Origin of the sequence: Prosthecobacter sp. (assembly GCF_044378005.1) — a bacterium.
Taxonomy (GTDB): Bacteria; Verrucomicrobiota; Verrucomicrobiia; order Verrucomicrobiales; family Verrucomicrobiaceae; genus Prosthecobacter.
Map to the genome: position 1 here is coordinate 13,930 of NZ_JBILYB010000065.1, position 17,822 is coordinate 31,751.

A 17,822-nucleotide genomic window follows, 5' to 3' on the forward strand; every position below is an offset into this window, starting at 1 on the left:
ACACGGCAACTTGCCCGCACAGGCATTCGCATCCAATCTCCGCGCTCCTTTCCGCCCGCTCCCGCCATGCCCCAGCTCCATCTCCAGCCTGATTTTGATGCCTTCCGCAAGCTCGCGGCCACGGGAAACCTCGTCCCGGTGATGGCGGAACTGGCCGCTGATTACGAGACGCCGCTGTCCGCCTTCCAAAAAATCCACGACGGCCGCTGCGCCTTCCTTTTAGAATCCGCCGAGCTGACCCAGCACTCGGGCCGCTACTCCCTGCTCGGCAGTTCTCCGCGTCTCATCTTCACCGCTCGTGGCAAAGAGATCGAAGTCGAAGAGCGCGGCAAGACACGCCGATTCACCACCACGACCGACCCGCTGGAAGAGCTGCGCCAGATCATGCTGCCCTACAAGCCCGCCGAAGTGGCGCACATCCCCGTCTTCCATGGCGGTGCCGTCGGCTACCTGGCCTACGACATGGTCCGCTTCTTCGAGCCGACCCTCCCCGCGCCGCCGAAGGATGAACTCGGACTGCCGGACATGGTTTTCATGGTCACGGACACCGTCCTCATCTTCGACCACCGCACCCGCCGTCTCATGCTGGTGGCCAACGTCCACACGGACGAGCACGCCACGCTGGAAGCCGCCTACGACTGGGCGAAAGCGCAGATCGAGACGCTCATCACGAAGCTCTCGCAGCCACTCGCCGTGAAGCCTTTGCAAACCTTCGCCCCGGTGAAGAACGACCAGCTTCCGCCGCCGGTCAGCAACACCACGCGCGCCGAATACGAAGGCATGGTCACCAAGATGAAGGAGTACATCGGCGCAGGTGACATCTTCCAGGGCGTGCCATCGCAGCGCTTCGAGACCGACTACACCGGCACCACCATCGACCTCTTTCGCGCGCTGCGGCATGTGAATCCTTCGCCCTACATGTTTAGCATGGACCTGCCGGGCGGCTTCTCGCTCGTCGGCAGCTCGCCCGAGGTGCATGTGAAATGCCTCGACGGCAAGATCGAGATCCGCCCCATCGCCGGCACGCGCTGGAGAGGCAAAACGAAGGCCGAGGACGATGCTCTCGCTGCCGAACTGCTCGCCGATCCGAAGGAACGCGCGGAGCACATCATGCTCGTCGATCTCGCCCGCAACGATGTCGGCCGCGTCGCCGAATACGGCACCGTGAAAGTCACCGACCTCATGATCATCGAGCGCTACAGCCACGTCATGCACATCGTCAGCAACGTCGAAGGCCAGCTCAACGCCGACAAAAACGCCTACGACGTCATGCGCGCCACCTTCCCCGCCGGGACCGTCAGCGGCAGCCCGAAGGTGCGTGCCATGTCCATCATCAACGAGGTGGAAAAGAGCAAGCGCTGTGCCTATGCCGGAGCCGTGGGCTACTACGGCTTCGATGGCAATCTCGACTCCTGCATCGCTTTGCGCACCTGTGTGGTGAAAGACGGCAAAGCCTATGTGCAAGCTGGCGCGGGCGTCGTCGCCGACTCCGATCCTGCTTCCGAGTATCAGGAGACGGTCAATAAAGCCACTGGGATGCTGCGAGCCATTGAGTGGGCACGTCAGCTCGGTGCCTAGCCTCCTTGTTCACAGCCCCGCTCTTTATTCACACGAGGCGGGGTTTGAAAAATCCCACATCTTGTTTCGGACATCTTAACCAACCCCAAGATAGGGTAAAAAATAGCCTTCTCGCTTGCCGGGGTTCAGGCGGATAGCGTTTCATGATCGGCTTCAATCTTTCCTGCCGCTATGTATCTCAAAACCCTCACCATCCACGGCTTCAAGTCCTTCGCCGACAAGACGAACTTCGAATTCCACAAAGGCGTGACCGGCATCGTCGGGCCGAATGGCTGCGGCAAGTCGAATGTCGTCGATGCCATCCGCTGGGTGCTCGGCGAGACTTCGGCCAAAGCGCTGCGCGGTGAGGAAATGGCAGACGTCATTTTCAATGGCACGGACAAGCGCAAGCCCGTCGGTATGGCGGAGGTCGTGCTCGTCATGGCGGACTGCGAGCATGCACTGAATGTGGACTACAACGAAGTCGCCATCTGCCGCCGCGTGTTCCGCGATGGACGCAGCGAGTATCGGCTGAACAACACCGTCTGCCGTCTCAAAGATATCCACGATCTCTTCTCCGGCACAGGCATCGGGCGCTCCGCCTACTCGATCATGGCTCAGGGCCAGATCGATCTCCTGCTCAGCTCGAAGCCTGAAGATCGCCGCACTGTTTTCGAAGAAGCGGCGGGCATCACCAAGTTCAAAGGCCAGAAGCGCGAAGCTCTGCGCAAACTCGAATACACGGAAGCCAACCTCCTGCGCGTGCAGGACGTCATCGCCGAAGTGAAGCGCCAGATGGGCTCGCTGCAAAGGCAGGCCGCCAAGGCGAAGCGCTATCAAGTCCTGCTCGATGATGCGCGGATGCTGGACACCCATCTCGCGCACAAGCATTACACCGACTACAGCGCCGAAAAGGCCGAGTCTGACAACCATGTGCGCATGATGACCGAGCAGCTCGATCAAGTGCAGGCACGACTGCAAACTGCCGAGCACGAGGCGCTCGAAACGCGTGAGGCCTACCACAGCATCGAATCTCAGATCAACCAACTGCGCGGCCAGATCAGCGAGTTCCGCAGTCAGGTGCAGAGCGCGGAAGGCCGTATCGGTTTCAATAATGAGCGCAACGAGGAGTTGATCCACCGAATCCGTCAGAACGAAGAGCAGATTGAGATCGGACGTGAGACACTCGATCAGCAGCGCCGCGATCTCCTCACGGCAGACGAGCAGATGGACCTTCTACGCGCGACCATCGAGACACGCCAGATGGCTCTCAATGAGCACCTAACCGTGCATAATAGCATCGTGCCTGATCGCAGCCGTCTTGATGAAGATCGCCGCGCTGTGCGTGAGATGATCCGTCAGTTCGAAGGCCAGATCGCTGGAGCTGAATCCCGCGCGCAAAGTCTGACGAATCAGATCAGCAATGATCGCCAGCGCCACGAAACACTGGCCCACGATCTGCAAAACGCTGCCCATGCGAAGGCATCCAGCCAAGTCGAGTTTGACCACCTCCAGCAGATGATCGCGGAGCTGGAGCAGACTCGCAACGACCTCGAAGAGCGCGCCAAGACTTGCGCCCGCGACATCATCGAAAAACGCCGCCAGCGCGACGCTCTCATGGAGGAGCTGAACGCCCTCCAACGCAGCGTCACCCAGCGCCGTAGTCGCATGGAGATCATCGAGCAGCTCCTGCAAAAAGGCGAAGGCCTCGCCGAAGGCACGCAGCAAGTGCTCAAGGGCATCGACAACCCCGAAGTCTTCTCCGTCGGCGTGCGTGGCATCCTCGCCTCATCCATCGAAGTCGAGCCTCAATTCATCACCGCCATCGAAGCGGCGCTTCGCGACCATTTGCAAGCGGTGCTGCTGACAGACAGCGAACTCGCCGGCCAGATCCTCGACCGTCTCGCGGACCAAAAGCTCGGCAAAGCGGCCCTGCTGCCGACGGACTTTGCCACCATGCGTCCGCTGCCGGATCGCCAGTTCGTGCCCGAGGGCGGCATCGCGTGGGCGATTGAAAAGGTGCGCGCCAAACCCGGCGTGCAAGACATCACCGACCGCCTGCTCGGCAACGTGCTCATCGTCGAAGATCTGCACACAGCGCTGCGCATGAAGCGCACGATGCGTGACATCGCCATCGCTACAATGAAGGGCGAATTCGTCGCTGCCGACGGCATGATCCACGGTGGTGCCACGAAGGAAGAAGGCGCGTCCACATTGCGCCGCGAGGCCGAGGTGCGCACGCTCAAGGCCGAGCTCGAAGGTCTCGAATACCAGCTCCTCGAAAAAGAAGACGCTGCCGAGCAACTGCGCGTGCAGTTTGAAGACATGCAGCGTGAGGAAGTGACTCTGCGCGAGCAATCCCAACGCACTCGCGAAGAGTATTCCCAGCTCACCGGTCAGGTCACTGTGGTGCAGCGCGCGCTTCAACAAGCCGTGACGAAACTCGAAAGCGTCGAGTGGGACCAAAACCAGATCTCCAGCCGAATGCAGGCCGCCGAGGCGCAGATCCAATGGCAGCAGGAAGAGGCGAAAGTCACCCGCGAGCAGCTCGACGGAGCACGCGAGCACGAGCAGCAACTCGAAGTCGAGATGGAGGCCTTCCTCCGCCGCGAACTCGAATCCTCCGAGCGCCTCAACGAACTCCGCAGCGCGCTCGCTCTGGAGCAGAACTCACTGCATTCCATCGAGCGTCAAAAAGCGCCGATGGCCAGCCGTTTGCATGAGTTGCAGGCCAGCATCCACCGCTTCGAAAACGAGATCGCCGCATGGCGTGGTCGCATCGAGCAGAGCATGGCGGAAAACGCCCGCTTCCAGGAGCAGGTCGAGTCCCAGCGCGGCGCCATCGCCAGCATCGAAGAGCATCTGCAAGGTCGCACCGAAGAGCGCGCCGCTGCCTTTGAGCGTGTGAATGCCCTCGAAAGCCAGCTCGTGAATCTTCGTCAGCAAGCGCAGGGTTTGAGCGAGAGCCGCAACCGTATCGAAGTGCAGCTCACGCGTGTGGATCTGCGTCTCGAAAATCTCATCAGCCAAGTGCAGGAGCGCTACAACTTCCACATCAGCGCCTTTGAGCCCGACTACCATGCGCTCATGCTCACTATTGATGAGCAGAAGCGGAACCGTAGTCGTGGCAAGAAGGCTGAGGTGGTAGCTCCAGAATCGTCAGAAACGTCTGACCAGTCCGACTCGTCTGACCAACCCGTCACCATCAATGCTGACGATGAAGAAATCGACGTCGATGACATCACCATCCCGGGTGAAGAAGGCCAACCCGATTGGGACTTCGTCACGAGCATCGTCGGTGATCTACGTCAAAGGCTCGAAAGCATCGGTCCGGTGAATTTGGATGCCATTCAGGAGTTCGAAGAGCTCGAAGAGCGGCACAACTTCCTCGACACTCAGTACAACGACCTCGTCCGCTCGAAGGAAGAGCTGCTGGAAGTCATCGCGAAGATCAACGAGACCACGAAGACCATGTTCTCCGAGACCTTCAATCAGGTGCGTCTCAACTTCCAAAAGAACTTCGTCGAGCTCTTCGGCCCCACCGCAAAAGCCGACCTCATGCTCATCGACGAAGGCGATCCGCTCGAGTCTGGCATCGACATCATCGCCAAGCCGCCGGGCAAGAAGCTGCAAACCATCACCCTGCTTTCTGGTGGCGAGCGCAGCATGACCGCGGTGGCGCTGCTCTTCTCCATCTTCCAGGTGAAGCCGAGTCCGTTCTGCGTTCTCGATGAGCTTGATGCTCCTCTCGATGAATCGAACATCTCCCGCTTCCTCAAGATGCTGGACAATTTCATCGACAACTCACAGTTCATCATCGTCACCCACAACAAGCGTACCATGGGCCGCGCGGATGTGATCTATGGCGTGACGATGCAGGAGTTCGGCATCAGCAAGCCCGTCGGCGTGCGCATGACGAGCGCCGACCTGAAGCCATCGAAGCAGGAAGAACTGCGCCTCGAAGCCGAAGCCGCTGCCGATGAAGGTCATCACCGCGACACCACACCGCCGGAGATGATCATCAGTGAGGAGGTCGAGCCTGCCAGTGAGGGCGAGTCGGGTGAAGAGCCAGTGCTTGCCTCATAAAACCCAATGATATTCAAGCGGGCATCGGATTTCCGGTGCTCGCTTTTTTGTGCCTGCGAATCAAGGTCCGTCGAAGAGCGGCACCGAAGATTCACCGCTGACTCCAGCTCCTTTTTTGTGAGCGATGCCATCGGCTTTGCGACGGCGGGCTTCGGCGAAAAACTCTTTGAGCACGCTCACGCATTCGTCGCCGAGTACTCCGGAACTGATTTCGCAGCGGTGGTTGAGGTTGGGTGCTTGCAGCAGATTCCAGAAGCCACCGGCGGCACCGCCTTTGGCATCGGGGCAGCCGAAGATGACGCGCCTCACGCGACAGTGGACGATGGCACCCGCGCACATCGGGCAGGGCTCTTTGGTCACGTAGAGATCACATTCCGCGAGTCGCCAGTCATCCAGAGCGCTCTCGGCCTGAGTCAGTGCGAGCATCTCGGCGTGAGCGGTGGCATCTTTGAGCGTTTCCACCTGATTCCAGGCTCGTCCGATCACGCGGCCTTCATGCACGATGACGGCACCGATGGGGACCTCGTCGAGTCGCGCGGCTTTGCGCGCCATGCGCAGGGCTTCGCGCATGTAGTGCTCGTCGAGATTCAGGATCATCGGGGGCTCATCGGGGAGGAGATCAGACATCGGCTGACGATGTGAGTGTGCCCGCGCCTCTGCAAGAGGAAGGTGATCAACGAGCCGCCTTGGCAAAGCAGAGTCGTTCTTCCGGCAGCATGCGTGCGGTGGGATCGATGTCCCGGAGCACATGTCTGGCGACATCGACGGCATTCTCAGCAATGCTGTCACGAGCGATGGCGGCATAGACGGCCTGCTGGCCCGGTGTGAGGTGATTGTTGCTCAAATCCATGCCATTGAGAAAATGAGTGGCGGCATTCATGTCGCGCATCCGCCAGTGGGCGAGGGCGACGAAGAGTTGGCGCTGGTAATCCTTGGGTTGGAGTTCATGCAACTTCTGGACCTGGAAGAGTGCGAGTTCGACATCGCGCCCAGTGAGCAGATTGGCATAAAGAAAGTCTTCCTGATAACGGCTGTCATCAGGCCAGCGGCGGACTGCCTCACCAGCCGAGGCAAGCAGCCCTTCCGTGTTGCCGTTGCTCTTGGTCATGCGGATGAGTCCGTCAAATCCGATGCGTTCATGCTCAGGATTCATCGCCACAGAACGAAAGGCTTCTTCAGCGATGTCGAAGTGCCCGCGTTCTTCAGCGTAGGTGGCGATGCGTTGAAGCAGATCGGCGCGGCTTTCGATGTCGGAGGCATTCTTGGCGCTGATCAGGGCTGCACGTGTTTCCTCGGGGGTTTTATTCGTTACGTAGGCGAGGTGGGCCCGGTAGAAAGCAAGGAGGGTCTGATTGAGGATGGCGGCAACTCGTTTGTCGCCGACCAACCTCTCGAGATCTGAATACCGACGCAATGCGGTGAGTGCGGTCAGATAGTTTTCCAGGAGAGGCTGGTAGGCGACGGCTTCGTCTTCGGTGACGAGGGACAGTGCTTTGAGATACTCATTTTGAGGAGGTTCGATGAGCCAGCGGAAGAGCGGCACAAGCTCTTCACGTGAGCGTCCGTTGGCGAGTGTGACGGCTTCAAGGATCAGCGCATCACGACGCAACGGGTCGATTTTCACCTGACGGCGCAAGGCCGAGACGAGATGCCAGCCGCCCGCTTTCGGATGATTGCGGAGCCGCTGGATGAGCTTCATGGACTCGTCCGGCGGCAGATCGGAGGCTGTGTCGATAAGTTCGAGAGCCTTCAGACTCAGATCATCTTCGCTTTCGGCGACTGCCCAGGCACGGCGGAGACCTTTGTTGACTTCGAGCGGCTTCTGGGAGGCGATCTGGACGCGGGAGAGGCGCAAAGCGTGCTCGCGATCATCGGGATGCTTGGCGGCGTAGTTGCTCATGGACTTGGTGAGCATGGCGTCCTTCTCACTCTTGCCCCAGACTTGCTCGGCGAGCTTCATGAGCGTCTCTGTGGGCATCTGTTTGTTGAGCATTTCTTCGAGAAGTTCAGATGCCTCCTTGGGTCTTTGCAGAGTCATCAGGGCGCGCACACGCAGGACGCGGTCGCTCTCTTTGGTGACGCCGCGTCTGTCCAGTTGATCGAGGAAATACAGTGACTCCGGCTGCTTGAGTGCGGTGAGGTATTCGGCACTGAGACGAATGGCATTGATGTTATCCGGGGCGATCTGAATGGCCTTCCTCACCTTGTCCCAGCCGGCCTTGTAGTTTTTGTCGTTGGTGTGTTCGAGCGCCTCCTCGTAGAGCTTTTCGGCCTGCCAGTCCTGGTATTTGTCCTGGATGGGTTTGGCATAGATGAAACCCAGCACGATGACCGTGCCGCAGACGGCAATGAGGCTGCTGATGGCGACGATGCGCGCTGTGGTGGACTGGCGGTCGCGATGCGCCTGCGTGGGGGGCACAAGCCACTGCCAGGCGGTGATGATGGGACGCAGCAGGATGAACGGCTTCGGTTTGCCGGCCTGGTTGGGGTCGATGTTCTGGCTGAAAAGCACTGCGCGGTCGGTGGTTGGGGCGGGCAGAATAGACGCAGCCGATCAGAGTCTCAACACTCAAGGCGGTTCTTTGCCGCCGATTCATGCCTCACTGTTTCACGAGAACTTCGCCGTTCACACAATGCAGCAGGCGATTCTTCAGCCCACGCAGGCTTTGACGGTGAATGGAGACAGGCGTCTGACCGATCTCGACTTTTTGCACGGACGGCACGGTGATGAGGGAGGTCCAGTCGAGGCGGAGCCAGGAGGAGCCTGCCTTTTCCCCCTCGGAACAATGCACATACTCCAGTGACAACAACTCGCCTGGATGCCGGCTCTCCTCCGCCTGCTGCCTGCTGTGCAGGTAGTCGGCGAATTGCGTGGTGTAGATGATGCCACAGGGGTGGCGCTGCATTTCTAAAGCCATGGGGGAGCAAACGAACAGCGCCGATCAAAGGCGCTGGCGCTGAGGATGCAAGGGAAGTTTTTCACCGTCCCTCTCGCCTCTTCCTGAGTTTAGATTTCCGTTCCCGGTTCAGGCTCGCCTTCGGCCTTGAAGGTGCCGGTGCCGACCAGGCGCTCGAAGATGGGGGATGCCATCAAGGTCGTGATCACGGCCATGATCGCGAGCATGGCAAAGATCTCGGCGGAGATGATGCCCTTTTGCAGGCCGATGTTGATGATGATCAGCTCCATCAGGCCGCGTGCGTTCATCAGTACGCCGATGCCCATGGCTTCTTTGTTCGAGATGCCTGTGGCACGGGCGGCGGCCCAGCAGGCTCCGCCTTTGCCCAGGATCGCTGCAGCCAGCACAGCTCCGCAGAGCAGCCACAGATAGCCGGTATTTAGCAGGCCGAGACGGGTGTTCAGACCGGAGTAGGTGAAGAACAGTGGCAGGATCAGCGCCACAGCGAGCGGCTGGGTGCGCTCGATGAGCGTGCGGTTCACGATACCACGTGGCATGGCTGCACCCATGATGAAGGCACCGAAGACGGCATGCAGCTCGATGTAATCCGTCCACCAGGCACCGAAGCACATGAGGGAGAGGAAGAAGGCATATTCGCCGTCGCTTACCTTGCCACGTGCCTCGATGCCAGCGGCATAGCGCGCGAGGATGGGGCGGATGACCAGCAGGGCGAGCGCCACATAGCCAGCACCGCCGCCGATGCTGAGCACCGCATGGGAAAAGTCGCCATTAAAGCTGGCCAGCACCACGGCCAGCATGCCCCAGGCGGCAGCGTCATCAATGGCACCCGCGCCGATGGCCACGGTGCCCATCGTTGTTCCCGCCAGCCCTTTGAAATGAATGATGCGCGCGAGCATGGGAAAGGCCGTGATGCACATGGAGGCACCCATGAAGATCATCGCGTTGTTCAGCGAGGTCGCTTTTGGAAACAGCTCCGTATGCTCATGGAAATACCAGCCCACCGCCGCACCGAGCGCGAACGGCGCCGCCATGCCCGCCAAAGAAACCGCCACCGAACTGCCGAAGCGCTTCCTCACGATATCCATGCGGAACTCCAGACCGACGATAAACATGTACAGCGCCAGCCCGAGCTGCGAGACGGGGAAGAGTACTTTCATGGACTCCTTCGGAAACAAGGCCTCGCTCCACTCAGGCACAAACAATCCCAGCAACGACGGCCCCATGCACACCCCGGCGATCATTTCCGCCACGACCTGCGGCTGCCCGAAACGTGCCGCGATGATGCCGACGATGCGACACACGATCAGAATGATGCCGAGCTGAAGAAAGAACTGGATGGCGAGTTGCAGGTTGGTCATGGGGCAGGGGAGGGGTGAAGTTAAAAGGAAAGGGTGACTGTCGGTGGTTAAGAGGCGTTTGGTAAAGAAGAGGGCAGGCTGGTTTGGGAAACAATCCACCAACTGTCGCCCTCCGTCGTTCTGTGTGGGCATCAGGCCGAGACGCTAGTGTAGTGAAACTTGAGCGCCTTTCATCCCATGCTGATTCGAAAAGAATAATAGACTCTCGTGATGTCATTCATCGCGAGTCGGCATCACGGGCAGAGTTCCGCTAGATGCTGCCGATTGAAGGCTTGCGTGTTCAGTCTGCCATCATCATGGATGCATTACTCGGTTCAAGGCGATTGACAGACACCGGGAAAACCACACTCTCACGGGCAGGCTATTCCCCCCGCCTTCTTTACCATGAGCACCCTCGACCGTCTGGAACGCGTCTTCTTCTGGCTCGCTGGAGCCAGCTCCGATAACCTCGACGCCTGCCCGGCCTGGGAGCGACGCAAATACGTCGCCTTCGGTGCCACCGTGCTCGTGCCATCCACGTTTGCGATCATCGCCTGCGCCTACGCCATCTCCACACTGACGGACAACTGGTTCGTCATCGGCACCGTCTCGCTCGTCTGGTCCTTCATCATCCTCACGGTGGACCGCGCCCTCCTCGCCACCTACCGCGCTTATCAAAACATCTTCCGCAAGATGTCCCAGTTCGGGCTGCGCATGGTCGTTGCCGCGCTCATGGGCATCACCATCTCGCATCCGCTCACCCTGCTTCTCTTTAAAGACACCATCACCTCCGTGATCGAAAAAGAGCGCGAGGTCGAGATCGACACCGTGCGCAAGGAAGCCGTCGCACAAAAGGCCCTCGTCGAAGTCCGCGTGAAGACCTTGGAGACCGAGATCGCCACGCAGCGCGAATCCTGGAATGCCAGCTTCAACGCCAAGTTCCTCGATGAGAACGGCAAGCCCATCGAGAAGCCGCTCACCGACGACGAGAAGAAAGCCAAGGCCGAGCGCGACGCCAAGATCGCCGAAGCCGTCGCGCCAGGGAAACTGCGCCTCGAAACCCTCGACAAAGAGATGGCGAAGATCAGCACCGACTACCAAAAGATCGCCGGAGAGCTGAACCAGTGGCAGACCGAGTTTGAGCGCGAGGTCAATGGCCAGCGCAGCGGCATCATCGGCCTCGGACCGCGTGCCAAGAGCATCATGGAGGACCAGCTCACCTGGCGCCGCGCCGAGTCAGCGCGCCTCAGCGGCCTCCTGGACACCATGACGAAGAACCGCGTCGTGCTAGTCGCCGAAATCAAAGCCGCCGAAGACGGCGTGAACGCCGCGCTCGACTCCAAAGCCGCTGAGGAAGCCCTCAAGATCAAAGCCGAGAAGGACCGCATCGACGGCCTCCGCCGTCAGGTCCAGCAGCAGCAGGCAGATGCCTTCGTCGGCCAGCAAAACGCCATTCGCGAGACGCTCAAAGCGCAGATCGACGCCCTGCTCCTCCAGCTCAAAGGCCTCCATGAAGAAGTCACCCGCCTAGCCAGTGATGAAGAAACTCGCATCGCAGCGATCCGCGCCGAGCCACGTCGGGACATCATGGCGCAGACCAAAGCTCTGCACAGCCTCTTTCAGAATGACGCCGAGGGCGGCCAGTTCGCCCTCATCGCCTACGCCGTGCTTTCCCTCCTCTTCATGCTCGTGGACACCATCCCGCTCGTCGTGAAGTTCTTCTCCAAGCCCGGCCCCTACGACTGCCTGCTCGACTGCGAAGAAGTGAAGTTCTCCCGCGAGCGTCTCGCCTTCATCAAAGGCTTCGATCGCTACATGAAGCAGCTCGTGGACAGCCCCTTCCTCCACATCACGCAAAACCGCCCGCTGGAGCGCGCCCTCATCGAAGGCGTGGACCGCAGCCGTGCCGCGAAAGCCTTCCTGGAGCACCTCATGGAGCTGGAGCAGACCTTCCAGGAAAAGATCCGCCTCGAGCGCGAGCGCGTCGTCGCCCAAGGCGTCGGTGCCAAAGCCGAGATGCTCGAAGAAATGGCCGCCCAGTTCTACGCCGACATGCGCGAGCGCATGGAGTCCTTCTTCCGCGACGACGCCGGCCACCACACCCCCGTGAGTGCGAGGGCGTAGAACGAGTTTTCAACTCGTACACTGGTGCCCCGAGTTTGAAACTCGGGGGCGGGGATTGTTGGATGGGTGGAATGATGGATGAGTGTGTGAAGCGCGATGGGCGGGTGAGCACGGAATTCATTCCGCAGCGTCTCGATAGCTGAAGGCGCATGGAGCTTTCAGCGGCAGGTCGTTTCAGGCCCGCTCTTCGGCTTGCTGAAGTCGATGCAGCGTCCAGCAAAGACTCCGCCCGCTGCCCTTGCGCCGGACCAGCCCGATCTCCTTTTCCAGCCGACGCGTCCATTCCGGGCAGGGGCGCTCATAAGGCAGCATCAACGTGTCCCGCAGTTCATTCCAAGTCGCCCCACCGGCATGAAGCTCAAGATGGCGCTGAAGGGTGGTCTTGAATTCGAGGTAGGTCATGAGGGTTCGTGGAACGCTCTCAAATGATCGTTTTTTCGCGAGTAATGAAATGGAGGTTTTGCTTCTGAGCCTCGGAGAAGCGGCAGGTAATAGCCGCACGAGGGGGATGGTGTCACCGATCATCCGCAGGGTGCTTCTCAGCCTCGGAGAGGCGGCAGGGAATAGCCCACGGATTCATCCGTGGGTAGGTGGGGCGACATATCCCCATCGTCAAGAGTCCCGGCAGGGACGAAAGAAGGCACCGCAGTACCTCATGCCGCATCTTCGCCCGCCATCGCGCATTCGGGCGGGGAAGTGTGATCCGGCACCTCCCGCGATGCTCTTTCGTCCCTACCGGGACTCTGTCTCTCTGAGCGTCGTGCCCGTGTTGCCCCACGGATGAATCCGTGGGCTATTGCCTTTCGCCTCTCCGAGGCTTCAGAAGGGTTTACCTTTCTGACATCCCGCCTTTTGAAACTACCATGTGGAACCCGGTAAATTGATACCGGCTGAGGAATTGCGCGAGAGGGAGGCGTTCAGCGCCATACAACGGGTCGGCAAACGTCACTTGGTCATCTCGAATATCCAGCACGGCGATAAAATGGCCGAAACCGATAAGGCGGACGCCCACAAGAGCCGGAAACCCAACCGCCGGGGTGAAGGTCCGCTGGAAGTCAAAGCGTGGCACCAAGCCTCTGCTGCGGACGTAGCGCGCCAGATACCACGCCTCCGTGCCGCCTGAGTAGCTGAAAGCCGCACGCGCCGTAGCACGCTCAGAACTCTCGACTCCGAGGTGCCGGAGAATGGTGGTGACGCTGGCGGGACCGCAGGTGGATGGCGTGCTCTGGAGGCAGGCATCGCCCTTCCAGCGCTCCTGAAAGTCCGAATCAGGGAGGGGGCCAATCAGAGGCTTGAGATGTGGGACGACCCCAAAGGCCACCGTGGCGAGCCAGGGCAGGTTGAACAAACTCTGACGCAGCAACGTGGCAAGTGCGCCGCCAGCACAGCCGAGGAATAGCACGAGGAAATCACTCCACTGCCACGAGCGGAGCGTGTAAAACCAGACGCGCTCCGGCAGAAGGTGGGCGTAATAAAAGGTGAACAGGAAAGAAGGCGCAGCCAGAACGACGAAAACGCAGGCAGCAGCAAGGCGCATTTTGAGCGAGCGCTGACGAAGCCAAATGTAAGTCAATCCGAAAGCCACGAGACTGAGCGCGACGGGATGATACCAACAAGATTCATGGGATGCGTGCAGCGACGGGAGATAGGATGGTTCACTCATCGACCTGCCAATGCTGCCACCAGCTTTAGATCCGAGGAATGAATGGCTAAGGCATGGGTCGAAAGAATCATGAAAAGGTTTTAATCCCCGAGGTTCACGACCCGCAAGACGAAATGTGGGGGGATGTCCGGCTGGGACGGGTGAAATGTGGGGATTGTCCCGTTTGCCTTCAGTCTGAAGGTTTTCATCCAAGGTCAGGGCAACCCTGTATCCTTGGCTGGCTCTGGAGCCTCAGAGAGGCGGCAGGGAATAGCCCACGGATTCATCCGTGGGTAGGCTCGGGCATGATCCGCGCATCGCTGAGAGTCCCGGCAGGGACGAAAGAACACACCGCAGTCCCTTATGCCGCATCTTCGCCCGCCATCGCGCATTCGGGCGGGGAAGTGTGATCCGGATCCTCCCGCAATGCTCTTTCGTCCCTGCCGGGGCTCGGTCTCTCGGAGCGTCGTGCCTGCCTTGCCCCACGGATGAATCCGTGGGCTATTGCCTTTCGCTTCTCCGAGGCTTCAGAGGAGTGCGGTCTTTCCTTTTCGGAGGTGGGCTAACCAGTGATTTTCTCTCTCACCTCACATTTTTTCTCGACCCCGGCGAACGAGTGATGATATAAATCCAATTAATTCCCGCCACCAACCCGGCGGGAAGGGCAACGCGGATGAACCTCACGGAACTCTCGATGTCACGGGCAGGACGCCGCTCCACCCGCAGGGGCGCGGCATGGCTGGTGGCTGGGGGTTCTGAAGTTCGTTGTGCCAGATGCCACCTCTCCGGTGCCGAAGCGGCTCTTCGGCTTTTTCTGATCCGCCGAGTGCCTTCACTCTGCCAGCAACGGAGCCTCGGATCGCGCACTGGGAGTCTCCGGGGACGGAATCTGAGCCTCAGATCGCGCACTGGGAGCCTCCGGGGGCGGAATCCGAGCCTCAGATCGGGCACTGGGAGCCTCCAGGCGCGGAATCTGAGCCTCGGATCGCGCACTGGGAGTCTCCGGGGGCGGACTCTGAGCCTCAGATTCAGGGCTCGGAGATCACTGGAACCGCCTTTTCCCCTGAGAAGGAGGGAGCCGCCATGAGGGGGCTCCGCTGGGATGACGGAACGAAATGGGGCGACGTGAACGCCCGATGGTCGGACCCGTCCTATGTACTTGAGCCGGGAGATCCCGGTTATTTGAATGATGCGCCAGTCACCGGCGCTACGTCAGGTAAGAAGAAAGGAAACACCATGAATGAAACACCCGGATCATTAAAACCTCTGCTGGCGCTGGCCAAGGACCAGCGCGGCGGTGCGGCAGCGTTGCAGGCGGTCATCGGCCTGCATCATCACACGGATGCCACTTTGAATGCGGCCATCCTGAAACTGGAGGGCGACCCTGCGGCTGCGCCGGGGAGCAATGCGAACAAGGGCAGCCAGCTCGTCTTTAAAATGTGCGAGGACGCGGCCCGCGATGCCCGCTCAGCGCTGAAGGTGCTGAGTGACACCGACGTGAAGAAGCTGCTCACGGCCTACCGGGATGTGCTCAAAAACGTGCATGGCAGCACGCACAATGCGGGCTGGGGAGCGGCGGGCTTCACCCAAAACCTGCGCGTGCCTGAAAACCACGGGGAGCGCCAAACGCTGCTCGCGGCGATGCGCTCCTATCTCGCGGCCAATGCGGGCCATGAGGCCACTCTCCCCCAGCCCAGCGGACCGCCCCTGGCCGTGACAGCGGCGGCCGCGCTGGCGCTGGGGGCCACCTTTCAGGCAGCCTTCACCCTGGTGAACACGAAGGAGACGGACCAGGAGACCTGCAAGAATCTGCGGGATGCGGATCAGCGCGCGCTCTTTCTGGAGGTGTCCGGCACGACGGCGGAACTCGGCGGCCTGCTGGCGGCGGATGATCCGCGCTGGGAGGCTTTTGGCCTGAACATCCCGGCGCATCCCAATCCGCCGGAGGCGGTAGGCAGCCTGACGATGTCGTCGGCAGGCACGGGCAGGGAGGCGCTGTCATGGACCGCTGGCCGCCGTGCCTCGTATTACCGGATCTTCATCAAGATCGACGGTGTGGACGCGGACTTCCGCCACCTGATCAACGACGATGATCTGGACTATACGATCAAGGATCTGACACCTGGCACCACCATCAGCGTCTATGTGGTGGCGGCAAATGCGGGCGGCGAGGCCGCCCCCTCACCGACGGTGACGAAGGTGGTCGGCGCATGAGGGGGAATGACGAAATCCGAATCACGAATGACGAACTCTTCATGAAGCGCCCCTCAAACATTTTCCCGGAGGCTGTGGGCAGCTCCGATGGACAGATTTCCGCGCCGGCCCTGACTCCAGCACGGAACATTAGGTATAAGTAACAGGTTGTATTGCCGGGTGGTTCCCGGCGTGGTCGTAACAGGTAGGCGGAGCGGTCCTGGGTTGGGGCCGCTCCGCTTTTTTGTTGGGAAGGTATCGGATGGAGGCAGTCGCGTGTGATAGGTCACAGCCAAGTGGATGGGTGCCACGACACGCGGGAGACATGATGACCCTCCGCCCGTGGAGAAACCCAACCCGAACCAACGACAACGTCACGTATGACAAGGCGTATGGGTGGGCGGGCGACGAGGCGTGCTGCGTCCCTGGGCCGATGGCCCAGGCTGGTATGGGTGAGGCCGTTGGCCCCAGCCTGTCTCGGAAAAGGGCGAAGCGCGGTATCAGGGATGACATCCGTCCCGGAACAGGGCGGCGTGCGGCATCAACCGCCGTGAGGCTCTCAGGGCCAAAGCGCCCGTCTCATACCAGCCTGGGCCAACGGCCCAGGACACGCGCGTGAGGAGCGAATTTGTCTGGCAGAGGGCTGAAAGCCCGTCCTATGCTCGCAGCGCCATTCCGCAGTCCCTGAGCCTCGTCATCATCCACGTCATCTTCAGCACGAAGGATCGCGCGCCCCTTCTCAGCCCGACGGTGCTCCCGAAGCTCCATGCCTACCTCGCCACGGTGGCGCGGAACGCGGGCTGTGAGGCCTACCGCGTGGGTGGCGTGGCGGATCACGTGCATCTGGCGATCCGGCTTTCGCGGACGTTGACCGTCGCGGAACTGGTGGAGACGCTGAAGACCTCGTCGTCGAAGTGGCTCAAGACTCAGGAAGCAGGGCTGGCGGGTTTTTCCTGGCAGCGAGGCTATGGTTGCTTCTCCGTCGGTCCTTCGGATCTGATGGCGCTGACCACCTACATCGACGGTCAGGAAGAGCACCACCGAACACGAACCTTCGAGGAGGAGTTTCGGGCATTCTTGACCAAATATGGCGTGACGTATGACGAGGCGTATGTGTGGGATTGAGGTGCAGCGTGCATGGGTCGGGCTTTCAGCCCTCGGTCTCATCTGGGTCGTGATGCCGGTGTCCCTGGGCCGATGGCCCAGGCTGGTATGGGTGAGGCCGTTGGCCCTGGCTTGGACACGTCACGACGAAACACCTCCGCAGCGGGGAGAGGGATCAGAGTTCCGGCTCCCTCGCCCCGGTGGCGCATCTCGTGACCTCCAGGGTTTTGTTCCGGGGAGAGGGCCAGGGTGAGGGGACGACGCCTCTTCAACCCTGGCCCAGGGGCTATGGAAGAGTCACCCATGAGATTTCCGCTGCTCTGCCTGACAAAACCCACATTTTGATTGCCTCATTACGGCCTGGGAAGGTAAACCGACACTCATGAGCGCCCAAACCCGTACTCAGACAACCCATCCGTGGGCGATAAAGCCGCGGACACACCTCACGATCTGTGAATGATCTGAATTGTTCGCCGAACCAATGAGCGCCACTCCCGAGACTGAAGACTGCTGGGTTCTGAAGGAGTTCACGAAACCTGATTCGCCGGTCGTTTGGTATTTCCGGAAGAACGAGACGCCCGCCGTCACGCCAGGCCATTCAGACTATCCGTTTCAGGTTTACCTCATACTGAACTACACCCCGAAGGATGAGACGGGCCTCCCATCATCCGCCGATACAGAGGCACTGTATGGCTTTGAGGAAGCTGCCTTTGCCCAGTTGGAGCATGATCAGCTGTAAGCGTCACCGTAACGCCCATAGGAACGCGGTTGGAACGGGGCGCGTGGGGAGTCAGGGATGTCCCACGTTATGGACAACCAAATCACGATTTTGAAACGGGACGCACGCGGTCGTGTGCGCAG

General features: G+C 60.3%; 12 protein-coding genes. 6 read left to right on the forward strand and 6 right to left on the reverse strand.

What is annotated here, in order from left to right; translation table 11 throughout:
* The first annotated feature begins 66 nt into the window (after positions 1-66).
* Positions 67-1,578: an anthranilate synthase component I gene (trpE, locus tag AC6FTP_RS13920; protein WP_497207520.1), complete on the forward strand. Its 1,512-nt coding sequence runs from the start codon at positions 67-69 to the stop codon at positions 1,576-1,578.
* 171 nt (positions 1,579-1,749) lie between these two features.
* Positions 1,750-5,643, forward strand: a complete 3,894-nt coding sequence (gene smc, locus AC6FTP_RS13925) for a chromosome segregation protein SMC (protein WP_497207521.1) — start codon at positions 1,750-1,752, stop codon at positions 5,641-5,643.
* Positions 5,644-5,703: 60 nt separating this feature from the next.
* On the opposite strand, the gene tadA is transcribed toward smc, so the two are convergent.
* The 4 genes from tadA to AC6FTP_RS13945 form a co-directional block, all read right to left on the reverse strand.
* Entirely contained in the window at positions 5,704-6,270 is a 567-nt protein-coding gene (gene tadA, locus AC6FTP_RS13930) for a tRNA adenosine(34) deaminase TadA (RefSeq protein WP_497207522.1), read from the reverse strand.
* A 46-nt stretch (positions 6,271-6,316) separates the two neighbouring features.
* Entirely contained in the window at positions 6,317-8,155 is a 1,839-nt protein-coding gene (locus AC6FTP_RS13935; protein WP_497207523.1) for a hypothetical protein, read from the reverse strand.
* 88 nt (positions 8,156-8,243) lie between these two features.
* Entirely contained in the window at positions 8,244-8,561 is a 318-nt protein-coding gene (locus AC6FTP_RS13940) for a hypothetical protein (RefSeq protein ID WP_497207524.1), read from the reverse strand.
* 89 nt (positions 8,562-8,650) lie between these two features.
* Positions 8,651-9,919: a cation:proton antiporter gene (locus AC6FTP_RS13945; protein WP_497207525.1), complete on the reverse strand. Its 1,269-nt coding sequence runs from the start codon at positions 9,917-9,919 to the stop codon at positions 8,651-8,653.
* Between the two features lie 384 nt (positions 9,920-10,303).
* Here AC6FTP_RS13945 and AC6FTP_RS13950 point away from each other — a divergent pair, with 384 nt between their 5' ends.
* Positions 10,304-12,022: a DUF4407 domain-containing protein gene (locus AC6FTP_RS13950; protein WP_497207526.1), complete on the forward strand. Its 1,719-nt coding sequence runs from the start codon at positions 10,304-10,306 to the stop codon at positions 12,020-12,022.
* Between the two features lie 174 nt (positions 12,023-12,196).
* On the opposite strand, the gene AC6FTP_RS13955 is transcribed toward AC6FTP_RS13950, so the two are convergent.
* Complete coding sequence (locus AC6FTP_RS13955) at positions 12,197-12,424, reverse strand: hypothetical protein (RefSeq protein WP_497207527.1); 228 nt, start codon at positions 12,422-12,424, stop codon at positions 12,197-12,199.
* Between the two features lie 427 nt (positions 12,425-12,851).
* A complete protein-coding gene (locus AC6FTP_RS13960; protein ID WP_497207528.1) occupies positions 12,852-13,559 on the reverse strand; it encodes a cysteine peptidase family C39 domain-containing protein in 708 nt (235 codons plus the stop codon).
* Positions 13,560-14,747: 1,188 nt separating this feature from the next.
* On the opposite strand from AC6FTP_RS13960, the gene AC6FTP_RS13965 reads away from it, so the two are divergent.
* From AC6FTP_RS13965 to AC6FTP_RS13975, 3 genes are all read left to right on the forward strand, one after another.
* On the forward strand, positions 14,748-15,878 hold the full coding sequence (locus AC6FTP_RS13965) for a hypothetical protein (protein ID WP_497207529.1): 1,131 nt from the start codon (positions 14,748-14,750) through the stop codon (positions 15,876-15,878).
* A gap of 651 nt (positions 15,879-16,529) precedes the next feature.
* Positions 16,530-16,982 carry an IS200/IS605 family transposase gene (tnpA, locus tag AC6FTP_RS13970; protein WP_497207531.1) on the forward strand — a complete coding sequence of 151 codons (453 nt, stop codon included), beginning with the start codon at positions 16,530-16,532 and terminating at the stop codon, positions 16,980-16,982.
* Between the two features lie 460 nt (positions 16,983-17,442).
* Entirely contained in the window at positions 17,443-17,700 is a 258-nt protein-coding gene (locus AC6FTP_RS13975) for a hypothetical protein (protein WP_497207530.1), read from the forward strand.
* Positions 17,701-17,822 lie beyond the last annotated feature (122 nt).

Bases quoted from the DNA above. Each gene is read 5' to 3' on its own strand.
- trpE (WP_497207520.1), top strand. From the start codon at position 67: ATGCCCCAGCTCCATCTCCAGCCTGATTTTGATGCCTTCCGCAAGCTC.
- smc (WP_497207521.1), top strand. From the start codon at position 1,750: ATGTATCTCAAAACCCTCACCATCCACGGCTTCAAGTCCTTCGCCGAC.
- tadA (WP_497207522.1), bottom strand. From the start codon at position 6,270: ATGTCTGATCTCCTCCCCGATGAGCCCCCGATGATCCTGAATCTCGAC.
- AC6FTP_RS13940 (WP_497207524.1), bottom strand. From the start codon at position 8,561: ATGGCTTTAGAAATGCAGCGCCACCCCTGTGGCATCATCTACACCACG.
- AC6FTP_RS13945 (WP_497207525.1), bottom strand. From the start codon at position 9,919: ATGACCAACCTGCAACTCGCCATCCAGTTCTTTCTTCAGCTCGGCATC.
- AC6FTP_RS13950 (WP_497207526.1), top strand. From the start codon at position 10,304: ATGAGCACCCTCGACCGTCTGGAACGCGTCTTCTTCTGGCTCGCTGGA.
- AC6FTP_RS13955 (WP_497207527.1), bottom strand. From the start codon at position 12,424: ATGACCTACCTCGAATTCAAGACCACCCTTCAGCGCCATCTTGAGCTT.
- AC6FTP_RS13960 (WP_497207528.1), bottom strand. From the start codon at position 13,559: ATGCGCCTTGCTGCTGCCTGCGTTTTCGTCGTTCTGGCTGCGCCTTCT.
- AC6FTP_RS13965 (WP_497207529.1), top strand. From the start codon at position 14,748: ATGAGGGGGCTCCGCTGGGATGACGGAACGAAATGGGGCGACGTGAAC.
- AC6FTP_RS13975 (WP_497207530.1), top strand. From the start codon at position 17,443: ATGAGCGCCACTCCCGAGACTGAAGACTGCTGGGTTCTGAAGGAGTTC.